17 protein-coding genes and 1 tRNA gene are annotated in these 17,906 nt (G+C 39.2%); 9 read left to right on the forward strand and 9 right to left on the reverse strand.

The window, feature by feature from the left end:
• The coding region (gene dnaG / locus CYP77_RS09175; protein ID WP_181001964.1) for a DNA primase at window positions 1-1,654 on the reverse strand (1,654 nt) is incomplete at its 3' end.
• 61 nt (window positions 1,655-1,715) lie between these two features.
• On the opposite strand from dnaG, the gene CYP77_RS09180 reads away from it, so the two are divergent.
• From CYP77_RS09180 to aroC, 4 genes are read left to right on the forward strand one after another with little or no spacing between them, the layout of a single operon-like run.
• Complete coding sequence (locus tag CYP77_RS09180; RefSeq protein ID WP_103566897.1) at window positions 1,716-2,741, forward strand: tetratricopeptide repeat protein; 1,026 nt, start codon at window positions 1,716-1,718, stop codon at window positions 2,739-2,741.
• Window positions 2,719-3,153, forward strand: a complete 435-nt coding sequence (rnhA, locus tag CYP77_RS09185) for a ribonuclease HI (protein ID WP_103566895.1) — start codon at window positions 2,719-2,721, stop codon at window positions 3,151-3,153. Before CYP77_RS09180 ends, rnhA begins: the two co-directional genes overlap by 23 nt.
• Window positions 3,150-3,821 carry a ribonuclease III gene (gene rnc / locus CYP77_RS09190; protein WP_103566893.1) on the forward strand — a complete coding sequence of 224 codons (672 nt, stop codon included), beginning with the start codon at window positions 3,150-3,152 and terminating at the stop codon, window positions 3,819-3,821. Before rnhA ends, rnc begins: the two co-directional genes overlap by 4 nt.
• Before the next feature lie 8 nt (window positions 3,822-3,829).
• Window positions 3,830-4,897 carry a chorismate synthase gene (aroC, locus tag CYP77_RS09195; RefSeq protein ID WP_103566891.1) on the forward strand — a complete coding sequence of 356 codons (1,068 nt, stop codon included), beginning with the start codon at window positions 3,830-3,832 and terminating at the stop codon, window positions 4,895-4,897.
• A 296-nt stretch (window positions 4,898-5,193) separates the two neighbouring features.
• Here aroC and CYP77_RS10255 read toward each other — a convergent pair whose 3' ends face one another.
• The gene (locus tag CYP77_RS10255) at window positions 5,194-5,349 is read right to left on the reverse strand and encodes a hypothetical protein (protein ID WP_258032370.1); all 156 of its coding nucleotides are present in this window, start codon (window positions 5,347-5,349) and stop codon (window positions 5,194-5,196) included.
• 98 nt (window positions 5,350-5,447) lie between these two features.
• Here CYP77_RS10255 and CYP77_RS09205 point away from each other — a divergent pair, with 98 nt between their 5' ends.
• Window positions 5,448-6,716 carry a DNA repair protein gene (locus CYP77_RS09205; protein ID WP_103566889.1) on the forward strand — a complete coding sequence of 423 codons (1,269 nt, stop codon included), beginning with the start codon at window positions 5,448-5,450 and terminating at the stop codon, window positions 6,714-6,716.
• Window positions 6,709-7,044 carry a YolD-like family protein gene (locus CYP77_RS09210; RefSeq protein WP_103566886.1) on the forward strand — a complete coding sequence of 112 codons (336 nt, stop codon included), beginning with the start codon at window positions 6,709-6,711 and terminating at the stop codon, window positions 7,042-7,044. The genes CYP77_RS09205 and CYP77_RS09210 overlap by 8 nt, the downstream gene beginning before the upstream one ends.
• A gap of 31 nt (window positions 7,045-7,075) precedes the next feature.
• Here the strand turns inward: CYP77_RS09210 and CYP77_RS09215 are convergent, their stop codons facing one another.
• Window positions 7,076-7,945, reverse strand: a complete 870-nt coding sequence (locus tag CYP77_RS09215; protein ID WP_103566883.1) for a tetratricopeptide repeat protein — start codon at window positions 7,943-7,945, stop codon at window positions 7,076-7,078.
• A gap of 213 nt (window positions 7,946-8,158) precedes the next feature.
• On the opposite strand from CYP77_RS09215, the gene CYP77_RS09220 reads away from it, so the two are divergent.
• The 3 genes from CYP77_RS09220 (at window position 8,159) to CYP77_RS09230 (ending at window position 11,655) form a co-directional block, all read left to right on the forward strand.
• Window positions 8,159-9,445 (forward strand): hypothetical protein, encoded by a 1,287-nt coding sequence (locus CYP77_RS09220; protein WP_103566881.1) that lies wholly within the window; start codon window positions 8,159-8,161, stop codon window positions 9,443-9,445.
• Between the two features lie 97 nt (window positions 9,446-9,542).
• Window positions 9,543-10,100 carry a ClpP family protease gene (locus CYP77_RS09225; RefSeq protein WP_035170203.1) on the forward strand — a complete coding sequence of 186 codons (558 nt, stop codon included), beginning with the start codon at window positions 9,543-9,545 and terminating at the stop codon, window positions 10,098-10,100.
• A 1-nt stretch (window position 10,101) separates the two neighbouring features.
• On the forward strand, window positions 10,102-11,655 hold the full coding sequence (locus tag CYP77_RS09230; protein ID WP_103566879.1) for a TraM recognition domain-containing protein: 1,554 nt from the start codon (window positions 10,102-10,104) through the stop codon (window positions 11,653-11,655).
• A 328-nt stretch (window positions 11,656-11,983) separates the two neighbouring features.
• On the opposite strand, the gene CYP77_RS09240 is transcribed toward CYP77_RS09230, so the two are convergent.
• From CYP77_RS09240 to CYP77_RS09265, 6 genes are all read right to left on the reverse strand, one after another.
• Window positions 11,984-13,264 carry a tyrosine-type recombinase/integrase gene (locus CYP77_RS09240; protein WP_103566873.1) on the reverse strand — a complete coding sequence of 427 codons (1,281 nt, stop codon included), beginning with the start codon at window positions 13,262-13,264 and terminating at the stop codon, window positions 11,984-11,986.
• Window positions 13,265-13,411: 147 nt separating this feature from the next.
• A tRNA-Ser gene (locus CYP77_RS09245) sits at window positions 13,412-13,502 on the reverse strand.
• A gap of 115 nt (window positions 13,503-13,617) precedes the next feature.
• Window positions 13,618-14,259: a formate dehydrogenase FDH3 subunit beta gene (gene fdh3B, locus CYP77_RS09250; protein ID WP_021087450.1), complete on the reverse strand. Its 642-nt coding sequence runs from the start codon at window positions 14,257-14,259 to the stop codon at window positions 13,618-13,620.
• A 1-nt stretch (window position 14,260) separates the two neighbouring features.
• The gene (locus tag CYP77_RS09255; protein ID WP_103599752.1) at window positions 14,261-17,083 is read right to left on the reverse strand and encodes a formate dehydrogenase subunit alpha; all 2,823 of its coding nucleotides are present in this window, start codon (window positions 17,081-17,083) and stop codon (window positions 14,261-14,263) included.
• Between the two features lie 30 nt (window positions 17,084-17,113).
• A complete protein-coding gene (locus CYP77_RS09260) occupies window positions 17,114-17,287 on the reverse strand; it encodes a twin-arginine translocation signal domain-containing protein (protein WP_103566868.1) in 174 nt (57 codons plus the stop codon).
• Window positions 17,277-17,906 (reverse strand): TorD/DmsD family molecular chaperone (locus CYP77_RS09265; RefSeq protein WP_103599753.1); only part of this gene is annotated, 630 nt, incomplete at its 5' end. The genes CYP77_RS09260 and CYP77_RS09265, both read right to left, overlap by 11 nt.

Below are 17,906 nucleotides of genomic sequence, written 5' to 3' on the forward strand. Positions count from 1 at the left end.
TTTCTATCTTATTTGGGTTGTCAGAGCCTTTTAAAATTTGCTGTTCATTCTCGTAAAATGCGATTTGCACATTTAAAATAGCCTTTTGCAAAGTGGTTGGGTCGGTGATCTCATGGATCTTTTCGTCCATTAAAATTTCTCTAACCATCTCCTCATCGCTCACGTCGTATCTATAAAGGATGGCGTTTAGATACTCAGGATGTTTTATAAAGTATCTAGTCCCAAGCCTTGAGAGTATCTCATCTCTGTAGTTTGGGTTATTTAGCATAGTTTTAAAAAGTGCAAACTCGAGTGGGTCTTTGTTCATCACAGCTGGCACCTCATCTACCATGACAGAGTTGCTAAATTCATCTTTATCTTTTTTTCTAAACTCTTTTTTAAATTTATATTCATTTTTTGGCTTCTGCTTTAGTCCAAACCTATCTGCCACGCTTTGTGGAGTTAGGTTAAATCTTGCCGCTACTTCTGTTACATACGAGCTTGCTATCTCCTCTCCAAGCTCGTCCATATAGGCTTTTATCTCGCTTAGGCAGTTATCTCTTTGCATTGAGCGGGTTATGTCATACTTTTGTATGATCTTTTCTATATAAAATTTCACCGCATCCTCGCCCGAGCCAAAGAGCTCACTAAGCTCCTTTATCTTGCCTGCAAAGACCATATCAGCAGGATCTGCGCCGTTACTTATGATGACTACTTTGGTATCTATCTTATTTATGCTTAGCAGGTGAGCGGATTTTATGGCTGCATTTATACCAGCGCCATCGCCGTCAAAGCAAAGCACTACGCTTATCTCGCCCCTTTTTAAAAGCGGCAAGTGGCTTGTAGTAAGTGCTGTCCCAAGCACAGCAACAGCGTTTGTAAAGCCCGCATAGTGAAGCATGATGACATCAAGATAGCCCTCTGTGATGATGATCTGCTTCTTTTCAAAGATACTTTGCCTAGCTAGGTGGTAGCCGTAAAGTAGCTTTGACTTATCAAATACCGCACTTTGGGGCGAATTTACATATTTTGCAGGGTGATCTGAGATCGTCCTACCACCAAATCCAACTAGCCTTGTGGTGTGCGAGTAGATAGGAAATGTTATGCGCTCGATGAAACTAGCATAAATTCCCTTTTCATTTTGCTTTACGATACCAACTTCAAGCGCCTCTTTTGGCTCTATGTTTTCATTTTGCAAAAGCCTAATGGTGCTTTTACTATCCCCAGCCCAACCAAGCTCAAATTTCTCGATCATCGCGTCATTTATACCGCGCGACTTGATATATCTAATGGCTGCTTCGTTTTTGTAAAACTCACTTCTATAAAAGGCATTTACCTTTTCTAAAATGTGCTTATTTTCTTTTTGCGTTGGCACCTTGTCATTTGTGTATTCAAGGCTGAAATTTGAAATTTGAGCGATCTTTTCTATCGCCTCTGGGTAGGTAAGCTTTTCATAATCCATCACAAATTTAACCGCATCTCCGCCAGCCTTGCAGGCAAAACAGTGATACATCTGCTTGTTTTGATTTATGCTCATGCTCGGGTTTTTGTCGTCGTGAAACGGACATACGCACTTGTAGCTTGAGCCCATCTTTTTAACAGGGATATACTGTTCGATGATGCTAACAATATCTATTTGGTTTTTTAATTTTTCAATGGATTTTGGATCTATCATAAGCAAAATTATACAACTGCTTTGTTATAATTAAAGTAAAATTTTATTACAAAGTGTTAGCGTGGATATTTTTTTCATTGGACACAGAGATCCGATATTTAGCCTTATTATTCTATTTAGTATCATCTTGATGATCGCAGCTTTAAGCTATGCTTGGGGTATATTTTCTAGCAAAGATGAGAAAAAACGCATCGAGAAATTTATAAAGAAATTTGACAGCAAAGATGGCATAAGCGACGAGCACAAGCAGATGCTAAAAAGCCCAGAAGTAGATATACCAAGCCTTAGCATGCTAGGTCAGACCTTTGCTAAAAATGGCGACTTTGAAAAATCGATCGGCGTCTATCTAATCGCACTTAGCAAGGTAAAAGATAAAAACGAAAAAGAATTTATCCTAAACGAGCTTGGAGAGGTATATTTTAAGGCTGGATTTTTAAAAAAAGCTAGCGAAATCTTTGAAAAAGCGCTCGAGCTAAGCCCTAGAAACGTCCTCGCACTGCGCTTTTTAACGATGATAGATGAGAAGCTTAAAAACTACAAAGAAGCCCTTTATGCACTAAATTCTCTTGAAGAGCTTGGGACAAATGTGAAAGATCAAAAGGCCTATATAAAGGCGATTAGCACGCTTGATGATAGAAATTTAAGCTTTAGCGAAAAGGTGGAAATTCTCTCGCACCTTAGCCAAAATTTTGAGCTTTTAAAGCGCATGATCTTGGCACTTTTCATAAGACACAATGAAAATTTAGAAAATTTAAAAGATTTTGCCAAATTTGAAGATGTGCTAGACCTACTTTACAACCTAAAAACGCCTATAAATTTAGACGATGCAAAATACAAATCCCTCTTTTACGCAAAGGGCGATATAGACGAGCCATGTGAAATTTACGGCTTTGAGCTAAATGCCATAAAAAGGCTAAAGGACGCTAAATTTGACGCGGCTGGGTTAAGCTTTAACTACGTTTGCAAAAACTGCAAAAACTCATTTCCTATGCACTTTTACCGCTGTCCGGTCTGTCACGAGTTAGGAAGTGTCAAAATTTTATCTCACATCACAGAAAAATCAAGTGAAGATAGTAACACTTTTTAGTGATGGCTCGTGCCTTGGAAACCCTGGAGCTGGCGGCTGGGCTTACATTTTGAGATATAACGAAGCGCAGAAAAAAGCAAGTGGCGGCGAGGCATATACGACAAATAACCAAATGGAGCTAAAAGCTGCGATAATGGGGCTAAAAGCACTAAAAGAGCCCTGCGAGGTAAGGCTCTTTACCGATAGCTCATACGTGGTAAATAGCATAAACGAGTGGCTTGCAAATTGGCAAAAGAGAAATTTCAAAAATGTAAAAAATGTCGAGCTTTGGCAGGAGTATTTAGAGATTTCAAAGCCGCATAAAGTCGTAGCTAGCTGGGTTAAGGGGCATGCTGGACACCCTGAAAATGAGGAGTGCGACCAGATGGCAAGAGACGAGGCATTAAAAATAAAAGATGAGAATAAAATATGAAAAATTTAGAAGAATTTGAACGTAATCTTGGTTATAAATTTAAAAAATCTGAGCTTTTAGAAGAGGCTCTAACGCACAAGAGCACCAAGCAGGCGTTAAATAATGAGAGGCTCGAGTTTTTGGGTGATGCGGTGATGGATCTGCTCGTGGCTGAGTATCTTTTTAAAAAATTTAGCAAGATCGCAGAGGGCGATATGAGCAAGCTAAGAGCTGCACTTGTCAATGAAAAAAGCTTTGCAAATATGTCTAGACGACTAAAAATGGGCGAGTTTTTAAGACTTAGCCAAGCTGAGGAAAACAACGGCGGTAGAGAGAAAGATAGCATTTTAAGCGACGCATTTGAAGCTGTGATGGGCGCTATCTACCTAGAGGCTGGACTTGATAAAGTGCGAGAAATTTCGATCACTCTGCTTGAGCTTTGCTATCCACAGATCGACTTTGCGCACCTTGAAAAGGACTACAAAACAGCCCTTCAAGAGGTCACTCAAGCAACCCTTGGCGTCATACCAAGCTACGAGCTCATAGGCTCATTTGGCCCTGATCACAAGAAAGAATTTGAGATAGCCCTGCTGCTAAATGGCAAAGAAATTTCACGTGCTGTTGGGAGCTCCAAAAAGCAAGCCCAGCAGCTCGCAGCAAAAATCGCACTAGAAAAAATCAAAAAATAGGATAAATTTTGAACACATTTGGCAAAAAACTAACCTTAACTAGCTTTGGCGAGAGCCATGGGGTGGCGATAGGTGGCGTGATAGACGGCCTGCCAGCTGGGCTAAATATCGATGCAGACTTCATCCAAAGCGAGCTTGATAGGCGTCGCCCGGGACAAAGCAGCTTTACAACGGCAAGAGATGAGGCTGATAAGATAGAAATTTTTAGCGGCGTTTTTGATGGCATGAGCACTGGCGCACCGATAGGTTTTGCCATTTTTAACAACAACCAAAAGTCAAATGACTATGAAAATTTACGTGAGATTTTCCGCCCTGGGCATGCTGACCTTACATATTTTAAAAAATATGGCATCAGAGATCACAGAGGTGGAGGAAGGGCGAGCGCTAGAGAGACTGCGGTAAGAGTTGCTGGCGGAGCATTTGCGCAGCTACTTTTAAATAAATTTAAGATAGAAGTTTTAAGCGGCGTGCTTGGCATCGGCAGGATCATTAGTGACAAGGTTGATTTTGCTTTTGCACAAAATTCGCAAATTTACGCCCTTGGCAACGAAGAAGCGATGAAAGAGGCGGTAAATAAAGCTAGGAGCGAGCACGATAGCGTAGGAGCCGTGGTTTTAAGCGTGGCTAAAGGCGTGCCAGCTGGTCTTGGCGAGCCACTTTATGATAGGCTAGATAGCGCTCTAGCGGCGGCCTTAATGGGTATAAACGGCGTAAAAGCCGTAGAGATAGGCGCTGGCGTAAATGTAAGCTCTATGCTTGGCTCAGCAAACAACGACGAGATGGACGAGCTTGGCTTTTTAAGCAACAACGCTGGTGGCATACTTGGCGGCATAAGCAGTGGGGCCCAGATCGTGCTAAAGAGCCATTTTAAGCCAACACCTTCGATATTTAAAGAGCAAAAGACGCTAAATTTAGCTGGCGAGGCGGTGGATTTTGAGCTAAGAGGCAGGCATGATCCTTGCATAGGCATACGTGGCAGTGTCGTCGCAACCGCGATGATAAGGCTAGTTCTTGCTGACATGCTACTGCTAAATGCAACTACAAAGCTTGAAAATATAAAGAAAATTTACGGCTAAATTTATTTACTAAATTTCAGCTAAGCTTCGAGTTAAAAACAAATCAAATTTAGCCCCCCAAAGTGAGAGCTAAATTTAGAAAATGCAGCGACCAGCTTGATCTCGCCTTTATATTTTTCTAAATTTCCTAAGACCCTGCGTCTGCAGTTGCTTTGAGTGGTGCTAGTGTGGCTTTATCGCAAGTTAGAATTCTCCTCTAGCACTTCAGGGTCGTACCATGCGCCTTCGCAGATGGCGATGACGTGCTCTGGGATAATGTCGGTGACTAGCGCACAAACTAAATTTCACCCATGTCGCTAAACATTCTCACCATGTCGCCAGTTAGTTGCTATGCCTTCATTTACATTTATAAGCATCGGCTCTCTAGCACGCATCTTGGCGTAGTTTCTGATCGCGGAGCTATTTAGCTGTGAGTGGAGGCGATATCTTTGATGCTGTGTCTTTGCACTCAAATTTAGCCTTTTTCTAAAAGATTTTTATTAAAATTTTAAGCCATTTCAAACAAAATTTTGCAAACTAACTTTTACCAAATTTCATCTATAATCCCCTTATGAAAAACCAAAATTTGCAAGAGAAAATTTACGCCGTTATCGACCTAAAATCCTTTTACGCCTCGGTTGAGTGCGTAGAGCGCGGGCTTGATCCATTTAAGGCTAATCTTGTCGTAGCTGACGCTAGTCGTGGCAGTGGTGGCATCTGCTTAGCTGTTAGCCCTGCGCTTCGTGCAAAAGGGGTGAAAAACCGCTGCAGGCTCTTTGAGATACCAAGAGATATCAAATTTATCGCTGCGCCGCCTAGGATGCAGTTTTACATCGACTACGCCGCAAGGATCTATGAAATTTATCTAAAATATGTCTCCAAAGATGACATCTACGTCTATTCGATCGATGAGTGCTTTATCGACCTCACTTCTTACTTGAAATTTTACGCTCTTGGCGCAAAAGAGATGGCAAAGATGATGATGGATGAGATCTTAAAAACGACTGGCGTTACGGCAACTTGTGGCATGGGGACAAATTTATACCTCGCAAAGATCGCGCTTGATATACTAGCAAAGCACCAAGATGACGGCATCGCGTATCTTGACGAAGAGCTTTACAAAAAGCAGCTCTGGACGCACCAGCCATTAGATGACTTTTGGCGTATCGGTAAGCAAACTAGGCTAAAGCTCGAAAAATGCGGCATCTTTTGTATGAAAGATATCGCAAATGCGCCAAAAAGCCTGATTGAAAAAATTTTTGGCGTCGATGCTTACATCACGATCGATCACGCAAACGGCATAGAACCAACGACGATAGCCGAGATAAAGGCGTATAAACCAAGCACGAAGTCCTACTTTAGCTCGGAAATTTTGCCCAGAGACTACGAGCGCTGCGAGGCGGTGATCGTGCTAAAAGAGATGGCTGACAGGCTTGCACTTAGGATGATAAACAAAGATGTAAGGGCGAGCGGGCTAACGATAAATGTGAGATTTGCCGATAAGCTTGAGCCGCAGCAACGTGCAAGCGTGCGGTTTAAAACGCCAACAAATATCTCAAGCGTACTGATGAGCGCGGCTGAGGAGCTGCTTTTAAATAAGATAAAAAATACTGGGTTAATCAGGCAAATAGGCATATCGGCAAACGATGTGGTAAAAGAAAATTTGGCAGAATTTAGTCTATTTGAAGATGACGCCAAAGAAAAAGCGGTGCTAAAGTCGCTAAATTTGATAAAAGAGAAATTTGGTAAAAACTCAATCCTGCGCGCGATCGACCTGCTGCCAGAAGCGACTGGGCAGGATAGAAACAAAAAGATCGGAGGGCACAAGAGCGGTGAGTAAAGATAGGGCGAAAATTTTTAGCTCGTTTAATCCTCTCTCAACATTAGAGCGAGCCTTACGACAAAAAGAGCGAGAAAAATGCGAAAAACTAGAGCTTGACGAGAGCAAGATCGATGAAATTTTAAAAAATATAAGTGATATAAAGATAGCTGATGAGGTGCGTGTGAGCTACCACGACGGCTTTACTTACATAAAAACTAGCGGCCTAGTCTCGGATGTAAATTTCAAAGATAAAATCCTCATGATCGTAAAAACTAAGATCAAATTTGAGGATATAAATGATGTGGAGATAGTTAGAAGATGGGCGATTGCTCGCCCTTTTAGTTAGTTTTACGTTATCTAAAGCCTTTTATATGGCTCTAGTTATATCTTTGAGATTTTAACTGATTCAAATAGTAGCATCCCCATTCATATCCGCTATCGCAAACTTTTTCAAATAGTTTTGTTGCTTCTGAAACGCTTTTTATACCACATGTTCCATGTTTATATGCGATCCCTAATTTAACGCAACCTGCCATATTGCCTCCATTGCAGGCTTTTTCATATAGGCGCATAGCCTCTAGAGGATCTTTTTTTATCCCTTTACCATGTTCAAATTCATCTGCTAAAACGACGCAACCACTCATTTCACCTTTTTCGCAAGCTTTCTTAAAAAGATCTATCGCTTTTTTGATATCCTTTTCTATGCCCTTGCCATACATATAAGCAAAACCAACATCAACACAGCCACTCATATTTCCACCATCACAAGCTTTTTGATATAGCTCATCTGCCTTTTTATAGTCTTTTTGTGCATTTTTATCACTATAATAGTTCATCCCCAAAACAATACAAGCCCCTAAATCTCCATATTGACATTTTGCTTCATTTTTTTCTAGTGGCGACATCTCGGTAAGTTTGTCTGCTTTTATTTTTATATTGATTTGTTCATTATTTGATACGGTGACGTTTTGCTCCCCACATATTTTATGTGTTGTGCTTTTTCCATCTGGAAAGCATACTTTTATCTCATGATTGCCATTTTCGGCTAAAATGGATGCTGGCTCTTTTAAAGATGTCACTCCTCTTTTTTCGTTATCTACATAGATAGTGCCACCATCTTTTAAGTTCATAAAAAGCAATTTTTTTGTGTAGCCATCTACTAGTATCGTAGCTTTTGAATACAAGAAATTTAATGATAAAGCGACAAAAACTACTATTTTAAAAAGATCTTTCATAACTAGTTTCATGTTTGAAATTTATTTACTAAGCGAAAAATAATATAAGAATTATTCTTACTGAATACTTAAATTGTATAAGTATATGTTTTATTTTTATCTCTCTTTATAGATCACTTGATAGCACAAATTTAAATTTAGTAGTTCATCAGTTTTACGCAGATTTTTATATTAAAACAATGAAATATTGATAGAATTTGCTTATTTTATTTACAAGGAGAAAACATGCCATTTGAGCTTGAATATAAAATTTTTAATGGCAGAAACAAAAAGCAACCAGATAAAAACCTTAAAATAGATCAAACACCTATTTTAAACTCTCTTGTAAATACATATGCACTCTCTCTTTTTGTTAGTAAATTTTATGATTTTAGTAAAGAAAATGATCTATCTATACTTAAAAAGATAGTTGACGAAAAAAGAGACAGACAGACTAAAAAATTTATGGATGAAGTTAGCAAGGTTTGTGGCAAAGACGAAGATCTAATAGTAAATGTGCCAAGACTTCGTGGCTACATCAAAAATTTTGATGAAAAAATAGACAGCAAAAGAAGGCAAATAAATATAAAGCTAAAAAAAGTATGTGAAGAGTATGCACTTATAAAGCTAGATAAAAATTTAGTACCGAGCCAAAAACAGCATATAAATGATAAAAATAGTTACATCCTAGCTCCAAATGAATACCTAGAAAAGCATGTAAAATCTCTAAAAAGTAGGTCAATGGTTGATGATAAAAAATTTGCATATATGCAAGACGCTGCTTTTATAATGATGTGTTTAAACTCAGGGGAGTACTTTTGGAAGGGCGAATACGAAGACTTTCCAAGTAGCCAGCCAGATGACTTGACATTTTATCTTTCAGGCTATGTTTATGAAGAGGCAAAAGTTCAGAGATTTTTAAAATCCATGAATGTTTTGATCATAAAAAGAGGCTTTGTGATGGGACTAGATAAGGACAATCAAGCACTAGTTTTTAGCAATATGGGATCTAAAATTTTTAAGTTTGAAATTTTTAAAGATAGATATGTAAGTTTTAGAGAAGATGATGCTTTGGTTATATTTTCACCCGCATTTTTTGGTAACTTTGATCAAATTTATGATGAAATTTGGAAGATAAAGCAAAATGTGATAAAAATAAAAACTACCACTACTAAAAAGAGCTTAAGATCTTTAGATGATAGCTCGCTTTTAGATCCTGAGCTTATATATAAATCCCTTAAAGATGAAAATATCTTTGTATTAAGCAAATTTAAAAAGGAGCTAGATAATCTAAAAAATGATCTTTCTTACAAAAATTTTGAAATAAACAAAGATAGATACGCAAGGCAGTGGCTTATATATGATATCTACGGACTATACCTTGCCGTGCATGCTCCGTTTAAATACAAAAACTCTAAAGAGCTAGCTAAAATTTACTTCGAGGATATTCTTGGAAAAAGCTTAAATTTATTCATCGATGAAAAAAGATCTCCTGCTTTAGGACATCACATAGACGATCTAGAGCTTTTATAAACTACCAAGCCACCGGCTCTAGAAGCAATAGGTGGAATTTAAAGACTCATCTACTATCTTAAACTTCTCTCACAAAAACCAAAAACAAGGAGAGAAGATGGCAGAGTTTGACAAGCTAAATTTCAACGACATTCACATGAGCTTGCTAGCTGATAGAAATATCTTTTTATATGGGCAGATCGATCAAGAAATTTGCCTAACTACACAAAAGACACTTTTGTATCTTGACAGTGTAGATCAAAGTGACATAAACATATACATAAGTGGCCCTGGAGGCTCGATATATGATGGCTTTGGACTAATCGACTTTATGAAGACCATAAAATCACCAATAAATACATTTTGCGTGGGGCTAGCTGCCTCTATGTCTGCACTCATATTTTTAAACGGAGATAAGCGCTATATGTTGCCAAACTCAAGCCTCATGCTTCATCAGCCTCTTGGCGGTGCATCAGGTCAGGCAAGCGACATAGAGCTGATCGCAAATCAAATTTTAAAAATCAAATCAAAAATCAATGAGATGATAAGGGCTAATAGTAACCTAAAAATAGCAAAGATAGAACAGCTCACCGATAGAGACTGCTATATAGACGCATCATCAGCCATCGCTTATGGCCTAGCTAATGAAATAATACCAACTAATAAAGGAGAATAATATGTCAGTTTTTTCACTAATTAATAATACAAAAGGTGCAGCCCTCTGTGCTGCTTCAAACGCTCTTAGCATACCTATTAACTTTACGCATGCGATGATAACAGGGCAAACAGGTTGTGGCAAGACCACTTCAGCGATCCTACCAGCGATGGATGAGCGTATAAAAGTAGGGCATGGGATGCTTGTCTTTGACTACAAAGGAGTTGAGCATAAAAAGGTTAAATTTCTAGCCAAGAAGCATGGCAGGCTAAAAGATGTCGTAATGATAAATGTCCCATGGGGAAACAAAATAAATATAATGGATGATGCAAGTGAGAGTTTATTGATGAATTTCTTTCAAAAGACATTTGGCACAAAGCGTGATCCATTTTGGGGAAATTTAGCGGCAAATATCGCTACAAAGTCCCTTTCAACGATGAAGGCGATATGTGACCTTACGGAGCAAGGTTTTTGCACCCCATATATAGAAAATAGAGCAAAAGATATAAAGCCAAGCTTTGCAAATTTATGCAAATCAACCCAGCAGCTAGGTGACTTTAAAAAATTTTATGCCTTAGTTAAACTGGTAGATGATCATGTAAAAAGCGACACGGCATTTGCAAAAGGTATAAGTAAAAGAAGACATTTGGCTAGCTCTTTAAATGAGAAAATTTGGGCATTAGGCGAGTTTAATGAAAAATCTGAAAATTTCATACAAGCTTTTAAGGAGTATGAGGGTGTAAGAAATGATGAAGAGTCACAAAAAGCAAGACTTTTTTCAAACTACACATTTATGCTTTTTGCCTTGCAAAGCATAGCTGATGATGAGATGCTAAACTATCATGGCAATAGCATAAGCAAGCTACTAAATGAAGGAAAGATAGTCGTTGTAAATTCTCAAGGGCTAAAAGATAGTGCGGTAGAGCTTATGCTAAATTCCACCCTTTCAAATATGGCGCAACGCATAGCAAACGAAGAGAAGGTGCCAGTTAGTATCTTTATAGATGAAGCGCAGCGTGTGCTAAATCCATCAACGGACCTGCACGCTGACGTGCTAAGAGAGGCTAGGGTCGAGCTAATACTCGCCTTTCAAAATGAAGATGTGCTAAAAAGTAGCCTTGGTAGCGACTCAAGATATAAAGAGCTGGTGGGAAATTTAACCAATCAATACTTCTTTAAAAACTCGGTCAGACAATACGCCAGCGGAGAGGATAAAGACTTTAGCAAGTTAAAAAAATTTGAGTATTACCACGATGGTAAAATTTATAAAGCTTCACCTATATTTATAGATGAAAATGACCTATTAAAGGCTGAGCTAAGCTACCAAAAAGAGCTTGGCATCGGTAGTAGTTTTACTAATGTAACTCTTGGGGATAATGAAATTTTGGTATATAACGAACAGCTATTTAAAAGGCGCTCTTTGCTCATAAAGCAAGACATAGTGACAAAAAAGAAGTCTGAAGTGCCAGTGCTAAATCAAAAACTCGATGCGCTACTTAAAAGACTAAATGCTTTAGTTCAAGAAGCAAAAGAGTCAAAAGACGAAGATGAAGATCTCTGGCAGGGGGTTTTATAAGATGTAAATTTACTCATGGGAGAGCTTCCCATGAGTTTTTAGTAGCTAAAATATTGATTAAGTATATCTAGTGCTTTTTTGTCGCCTAGTTTATAGTATGCTTTATTTAGCGCGTCTTGTGCCTCTTGTTTTGCATTGGTATAATTGCCATATTTGCATAATATTTCGCCTAAATTTGTGCATCCCCTAGCATAGTTGTAGTCATAACAAGATTTTTTGAAGTAAGAGTATGCGTTTTGCATATTTTTTTCAAAGCCAGCGCCATCTCTATAATTTACGCCAAGATAGTTACAACCTCTACCACTAATTATATTTTCAAAGTAGGTATTTAAACTAGTAAATAATAGTCATCAAGCCCCTTTAATGCCTCTTTTTTAGCCTTTAGCGACACTCCTTTTGCATATGTGTCAGTTGCTAGGTCTGTGCTATGACCCAAAAGAACAGAAGTAAGATCTGCTAGAGAATTTTCCAAACAATAGTCTTTAATGGCTTTTGCGAAATTGCCACGTAGTCTGTGAAAACTAACATTTGCACTTGGGATAGATTTGTGGATATGTCTATTTAGGCGCTTTCCAAAATAATCATTACTCTCTTTTCCTTTCTTGATTTGCTCTAGCCACTTTAAATCAGCCAAGTGCTCAATATTCTTATGTAGCGGAATTTGCCTATATTTGCTAACGCCTCCTTTTTGTTTAGCGGTCTTAACATTTATAAATTTTATGCCATCTTCTTCGCCTACGCTTTTGCTATCAAGTTGCCAAATTTCATTAAGCCTTAGCCCAGTATGAAGAGCAAACATCATATAGTTTCGTAGATCAAGCCTTTTTGTGTCAAAAACTATTTTTAATTCATCTAGGCTAAAGTTGTCTTTTGGCGACTTCTCGTCAGCCGAAATTTTAAAAGATGTAAGCATCTTAAAAGGATTGGTCGTGAGCTTGCCCATCTTTATGGCATAGTCAAAGAGCCTTTTTGAGTAAGATGTATAGTTGTTGATGGTCTTTTTGTTGAGTTTTTTGTTTGCAAGAGTTGTTTGAAAGTTTTCAGCATCGCTGTAGCTAAACTCTTTACCTTGATGATCTTTAAAAAACTCATCCAAGAGCTTGCCAGTCTTAATGTAATAGCCCTTGGTTTTATCACTGGACTTTAGCTTTAAACACTCGGTTTGCACGTACCTTTTAGCTACTGTTTCAAAAGATAGCGGCGAAGTTTCTTTTGGGCTTAAAGATGCGTCCAATAATGTTTTGAGCTCTTTTTCAAGCTTTTCTTCTGGAGTTACTAGATTATAAAATTTAGCTATCACTTCTTGTGAGAGCTCTTTATATTCGCTAACATCTAAAAATATGCCATTTTGTTTAATACACCGCTCATTTTGTCTTTTAATGTTTATCAAGGTTCTTAGGCTTTTAGAATTCGTATGTGTTGTGGTTATCTTTTTAGCAAGAGCTTCGTTGGCTGCGGCTTTTATAGAATTTGCCAGTCTTACTGCCTCATCTGGATCTTTTGTGAAAAGGCAAAATTTAACAGTTAGCTTTTTACCATTTTTAAGAGCAGTATCAAAAAAGTAGAAATTTGGTCTGTTTGCTATCTTAGTAATTAGCTTAGAACTCATGATAGAGCCTGTCTATTTTCTGTAACAAAAGTGCAAATTTTCTGTAACAAAGCTGATTTGTCTGAAATTTAGGACAAAAATATCTGCTAATAAATGCAGTTAAAACGCCGAAATTTAGGGAAGTTGAAAAGAAAAATATTGTGTTGGTGGCGGACAGAGAGGGATTTGAACCCTCGAGCCCCGATTAAGAGCTGCACCCTTAGCAGGGGTGTGGTTTCAGCCGCTCACCCATCTGTCCAAGTATTAGAAAAGTGGATTATATTTAAACACTCCTGATAGAGTGCTTAAAGTTCAGTCAAAATGTATTTTTAGTAAATTTAAATGATTTATAGGTGCAAAAAGCACCTATAAATTTACGCTTTTAGTTTTAGTCTGTCGCCAGCGTAGTAAGCGATCTTCCAAACAGTAGTTTGTTTTAGGTCTTTTTCGCCATAACCTCTTGCAGCAACTCTGTCATTGTAGATTTTCTCGATCACATCTGACTCGCCAACTAACAAAGCCTTTGTAGAGCACATAGCAGCACAAACTGGCACTTTGCCCTCAGAAATTCTATCTTGTCCATATACTTCGCGCTCTTCTTCGCTATTAGTTGGTAGCGGACCACCTGCGCACATGGTGCATTTATCCATTACGCCTCTTGCACCAAAAGCACCATCCTTAGGGAATTGCGGTGCGCCAAATGGGCAAGCATACAAGCAGTATCCACAGCCTATGCAGATATCTTTATCATGAAGCACGATGCCATCAGCTCTGATGTAGAAACAATCAACTGGGCAAACAAGCGAACAAGGTGCATCTTCGCAATGCATACATGCGATTGATGTTGAAATTTCTTTACCAGGCATACCTTCATTTAGTGTGACGACGCGGCGTCTTCTAACGCCGATAGGCAACTCATGAGCTTCATCACATGCTACTGCGCAACCGTTGCAATCAATGCATCTATCTGTGTCGCAGTAAAATTTAAGTCTATTGTTATCGTTAAATGCGCTCATATTATGCCCTTTCTATGCGGCAAAGACCGCCTTTTGTTTCTGGAATTTGAGTGACTATGTCATATCCGTAGTTTGTTACGGTATTTGCACTCTCACCAACCGCAAATGGCAAAGTTCCTTCTGGGAAATTTCCAGTCATATCAACACCTTGCATATATCCAGCCCAGTGGAATGGCAAGAAGATCATATCAGGCTTGACCGATGGCACGATCCTTGCACGAACCTTGATCTTGGTACCCTCAGGTGAATGAACCCAAACAAAATCCCAATTTTTAATGCCATGTTTGGCTGCTAGCTCTGGGTGGATATCGGCAAACATCTCAGGCGTAATGCGTGATAGATACTTACTAGCACGCGTCTCCATACCAGCACCACTGAAATTTACGAGACGAGCTGTAATAAGGTTGATAGGGAATTCTTTTGAGAAGTCCTTACTTTGTTGCAAGCTTTCAAATTTAGTATCAACGCGGTATTGTTTTGCTTTATCTTTAAAGCTTGGATACTTCTTGGCTAGATCTGGTCTTGGTGAGTGGATCGGCTCTCTGTGTTGAGGGATCTGATCAGCAAATGTCCAAACGATAGTTCTAGCACGTGCATTGCCATATGGAGCGATGTTTTTCTCCAAACATTTTGTTGCTATGATATTACTATCATCAGTTGACCAGCTAGCTCCGATCCTTGCTTTTTCATCATCAGTTAGTGTGATGCCTAAAATTTTCTCGATATTGTCTTTTTTGATCTCAGGATATCCGCCATTTATAGATGAACCAACTGGCGCTGCGCCTTCAGCTGCTAGCTGGCTAACACCGTTGTGCTCTAAACCAAAGCGGTTTCTAAAGCCCATTCCGCCTTCACGAACTGATTTATGTGTATCATAAAGTATTGGGCTACCTGGGTGATTTTCTGTCCAGCATGGCCATGGAAGTCCGTAGTATTCGCCTTCAACAGGAGTGCCAGGCTTGCCAAGAGATGTTACTTCATCAAATTTATCCCAGTTCTCTTGGTGGCGTTTCAAGCGCTCAGGTGTCCAGCCAGTCATACCGATAGTTTTTATAATATTTGCTATCTCGTGAGTAGCAGCTTCTGGCCACTCTATCTTGCCGTCAGCATCCCTTATAGTGCGAGTTAGCTCGTCATAGAAGCCTATGCGTTTAGCTAGTTCAAATAACAATTCATGATCAGGTATGCTCTCATAAAGTGGTTTGCATACTTGGCTTCTCCATTGACCGCTTCTGTTTGTAGCTACGACTGTGCCGCTAGTTTCATACTGAGTTGAAGCAGGTATGATATATACATTATCTTTTTTATTTGTTATAACGGCAGCGTCATTTACAAACGGATCTACACAAACAAGTAACTCAAGTGCATCAAGACCTTCTTGAACCTTTGCTTGTTGTGCAGTAGATGTGATACCATTTCCTATAACTACAAGAGCTTTTAGGCTATCTCCTGCATTATCGATCGCATCATTACCATCTTTACCATTTAGCGTACCAGCCCACCAGCGTGCAAGTGAAAATCCTGGCTTAAACATCCACTCAGGCTTGATAAAATTCTTTTGCAACCACTCGAAATCAACCTTCCACATTTTTGCAAAATATTTCCAGCTTCCTTCATTTTTAGGGTAATAACCAGGTAGGTTATCTGGTAAATTTGCCATATCAGTTGCACCTTGAACGTTATCGTGGCCTCTTAGGATGTTACATCCGCCGCCACTTACGCCCATGTTGCCAAGCACTAGTTGCAAGATCGGAGCTATACGAGTGTTTGAGCTACCTATTGTGTGCTGAGTTAGACCCATCGCCCAAACGACTGAGCCAGGGCGGTTTTTGGCATAGACTTCTGTGATCTCTTTAAGAGTTGCGGCTGGGACTCCAGTCACATCTTCAACGACTTCAGGTGTCCATTTTGCAGCCTCTTCACGAATCAGATCCATACCATAAACACGGTCATCAATAAATTTCTTATCCTCCCAGCCATTTTCGAAGATGAGATTCATCATGCCATATACAAAAGGTATATCCGTTCCTGGACGAATTTGTGCGAAATAATCAGCCTTTGCCGCCGTTCTTGTATATCTTGGATCGATTACTATTAGCTTAGCGCCCTTTTCTTTTGCTTTTAAAAAGTGTCTAAAACCAACTGGGTGATTTACCGCTGGGTTTGATCCGATTATAAAAATAGACTTTGCGTTTTGGATATCTCCAAGGTGATTTGTCATAGCTCCATAACCCCAAGTATTCGCCACACCGGCGACTGTAGAGCTGTGTCAAAGACGCGCTTGGTGATCTAGGTTGTTCGTCCCAAACATCGCAACGAATTTGCTTATATAATAGCTTTGCTCGTTGCAGTCTTTTGCTGATCCTAAAAACATTACTTGCTCTGGATTTTTCTCGCGGTAAGCTTTTAGTTTTGCACCGATCTCGTCAAGTGCTTGCGTCATAGAGATGCGTTGCCACTTGCCACCAACTTTTTTCATCGGATATTTTACACGGCAGTGTGAGCGCACCATATCGATAACGTCCGCTCCTTTACAGCAGTGACCACCAGCACTTACTGGGTGATCTTGTGCTACTTCTTGACGCACCCAAACCCCATTTTCTACCTCAGCTAACACTCCGCATCCTACAGAGCAAACTGTGCAGACAGTTTTTACTATTTTTGAGTCTGGAAATGGGTTTGCCATCTCTTGAGCTGTTGCTTCTCTTGTGACATTGCTTGCTGCAAAGCCGGCCGCTCCACTAGCACCTGCTAATGCAGCCATTTTTAAAAACGATCTACGGCCGATGTTGTTTGGCGTAGCGTTTAATATAGCTTCAGACATTTTCATCCTTTCTTAAATTTCTATCAAATTTTATTTTGCTTGTTTGTAGTAAAGTTCCCAGTTTTTGCTTCTTTTGTAAAGCACTTCGGTCTTTTTACTCTTTCCTGATTTTAAATTTTCATCAGCATTTGCTGCTACAGTACCGCTTGCTGCTACAGCGCCAACTAGACCGACTTTTTTTAGGAATTCGCGTCTATTTTGCATATGTACCCTCCGTTCTTAGTTTTCTTATCCTGTTTTTTTCTCTTCTTATGCTTTCAGATCTTGAAAGACCATCGCTCTTTTTGTGGTCTATCTTGACTGGTTTTGGTGAGTTTAGTGCCACGCGCTCAAACGCGATAAATTCGTTTAGCAAAACGGCCACATCCTTGTAAATTTCACTATTTTTATGCTCATATAAATTCTCTATAAACTCATCAATGTTTGGATTTATAATATTTTTAAAAAGCTCTTCCTCGCACTCGTCAAATTTACCGATAAACTCGTTCATAAGCGTAAAGACAAAGCCCACGTTATCTTCATTCTCTTTAAATTTACTCTCATCTCTTCTGATGTTTGTCTTAGCTAAAATTTTACGCACATTAGCGCAAGCATGACCCACTTCATATCCCTCATCGTAAAAAGAGAGCGAGTTTCGAAGCGGACTTGGCGGAGTGTGAAAAATGTCATCAAATTCGGTGATCAAATTCTCTGGATTTTTTTCATTAAATTTACTTTTTATATTAGTAGCAGCTTGCGATACTTCATCGTTTAGGCTATATTCTTTGATAAGATCAAGCATTTTACTAAGGCCATCAAATCTCTTTTCATCTTCACTAAATAC

The organism is Campylobacter concisus, from assembly GCF_002913865.1.
Lineage (GTDB): Bacteria > Campylobacterota > Campylobacteria > Campylobacterales > Campylobacteraceae > Campylobacter_A > Campylobacter_A concisus_AM.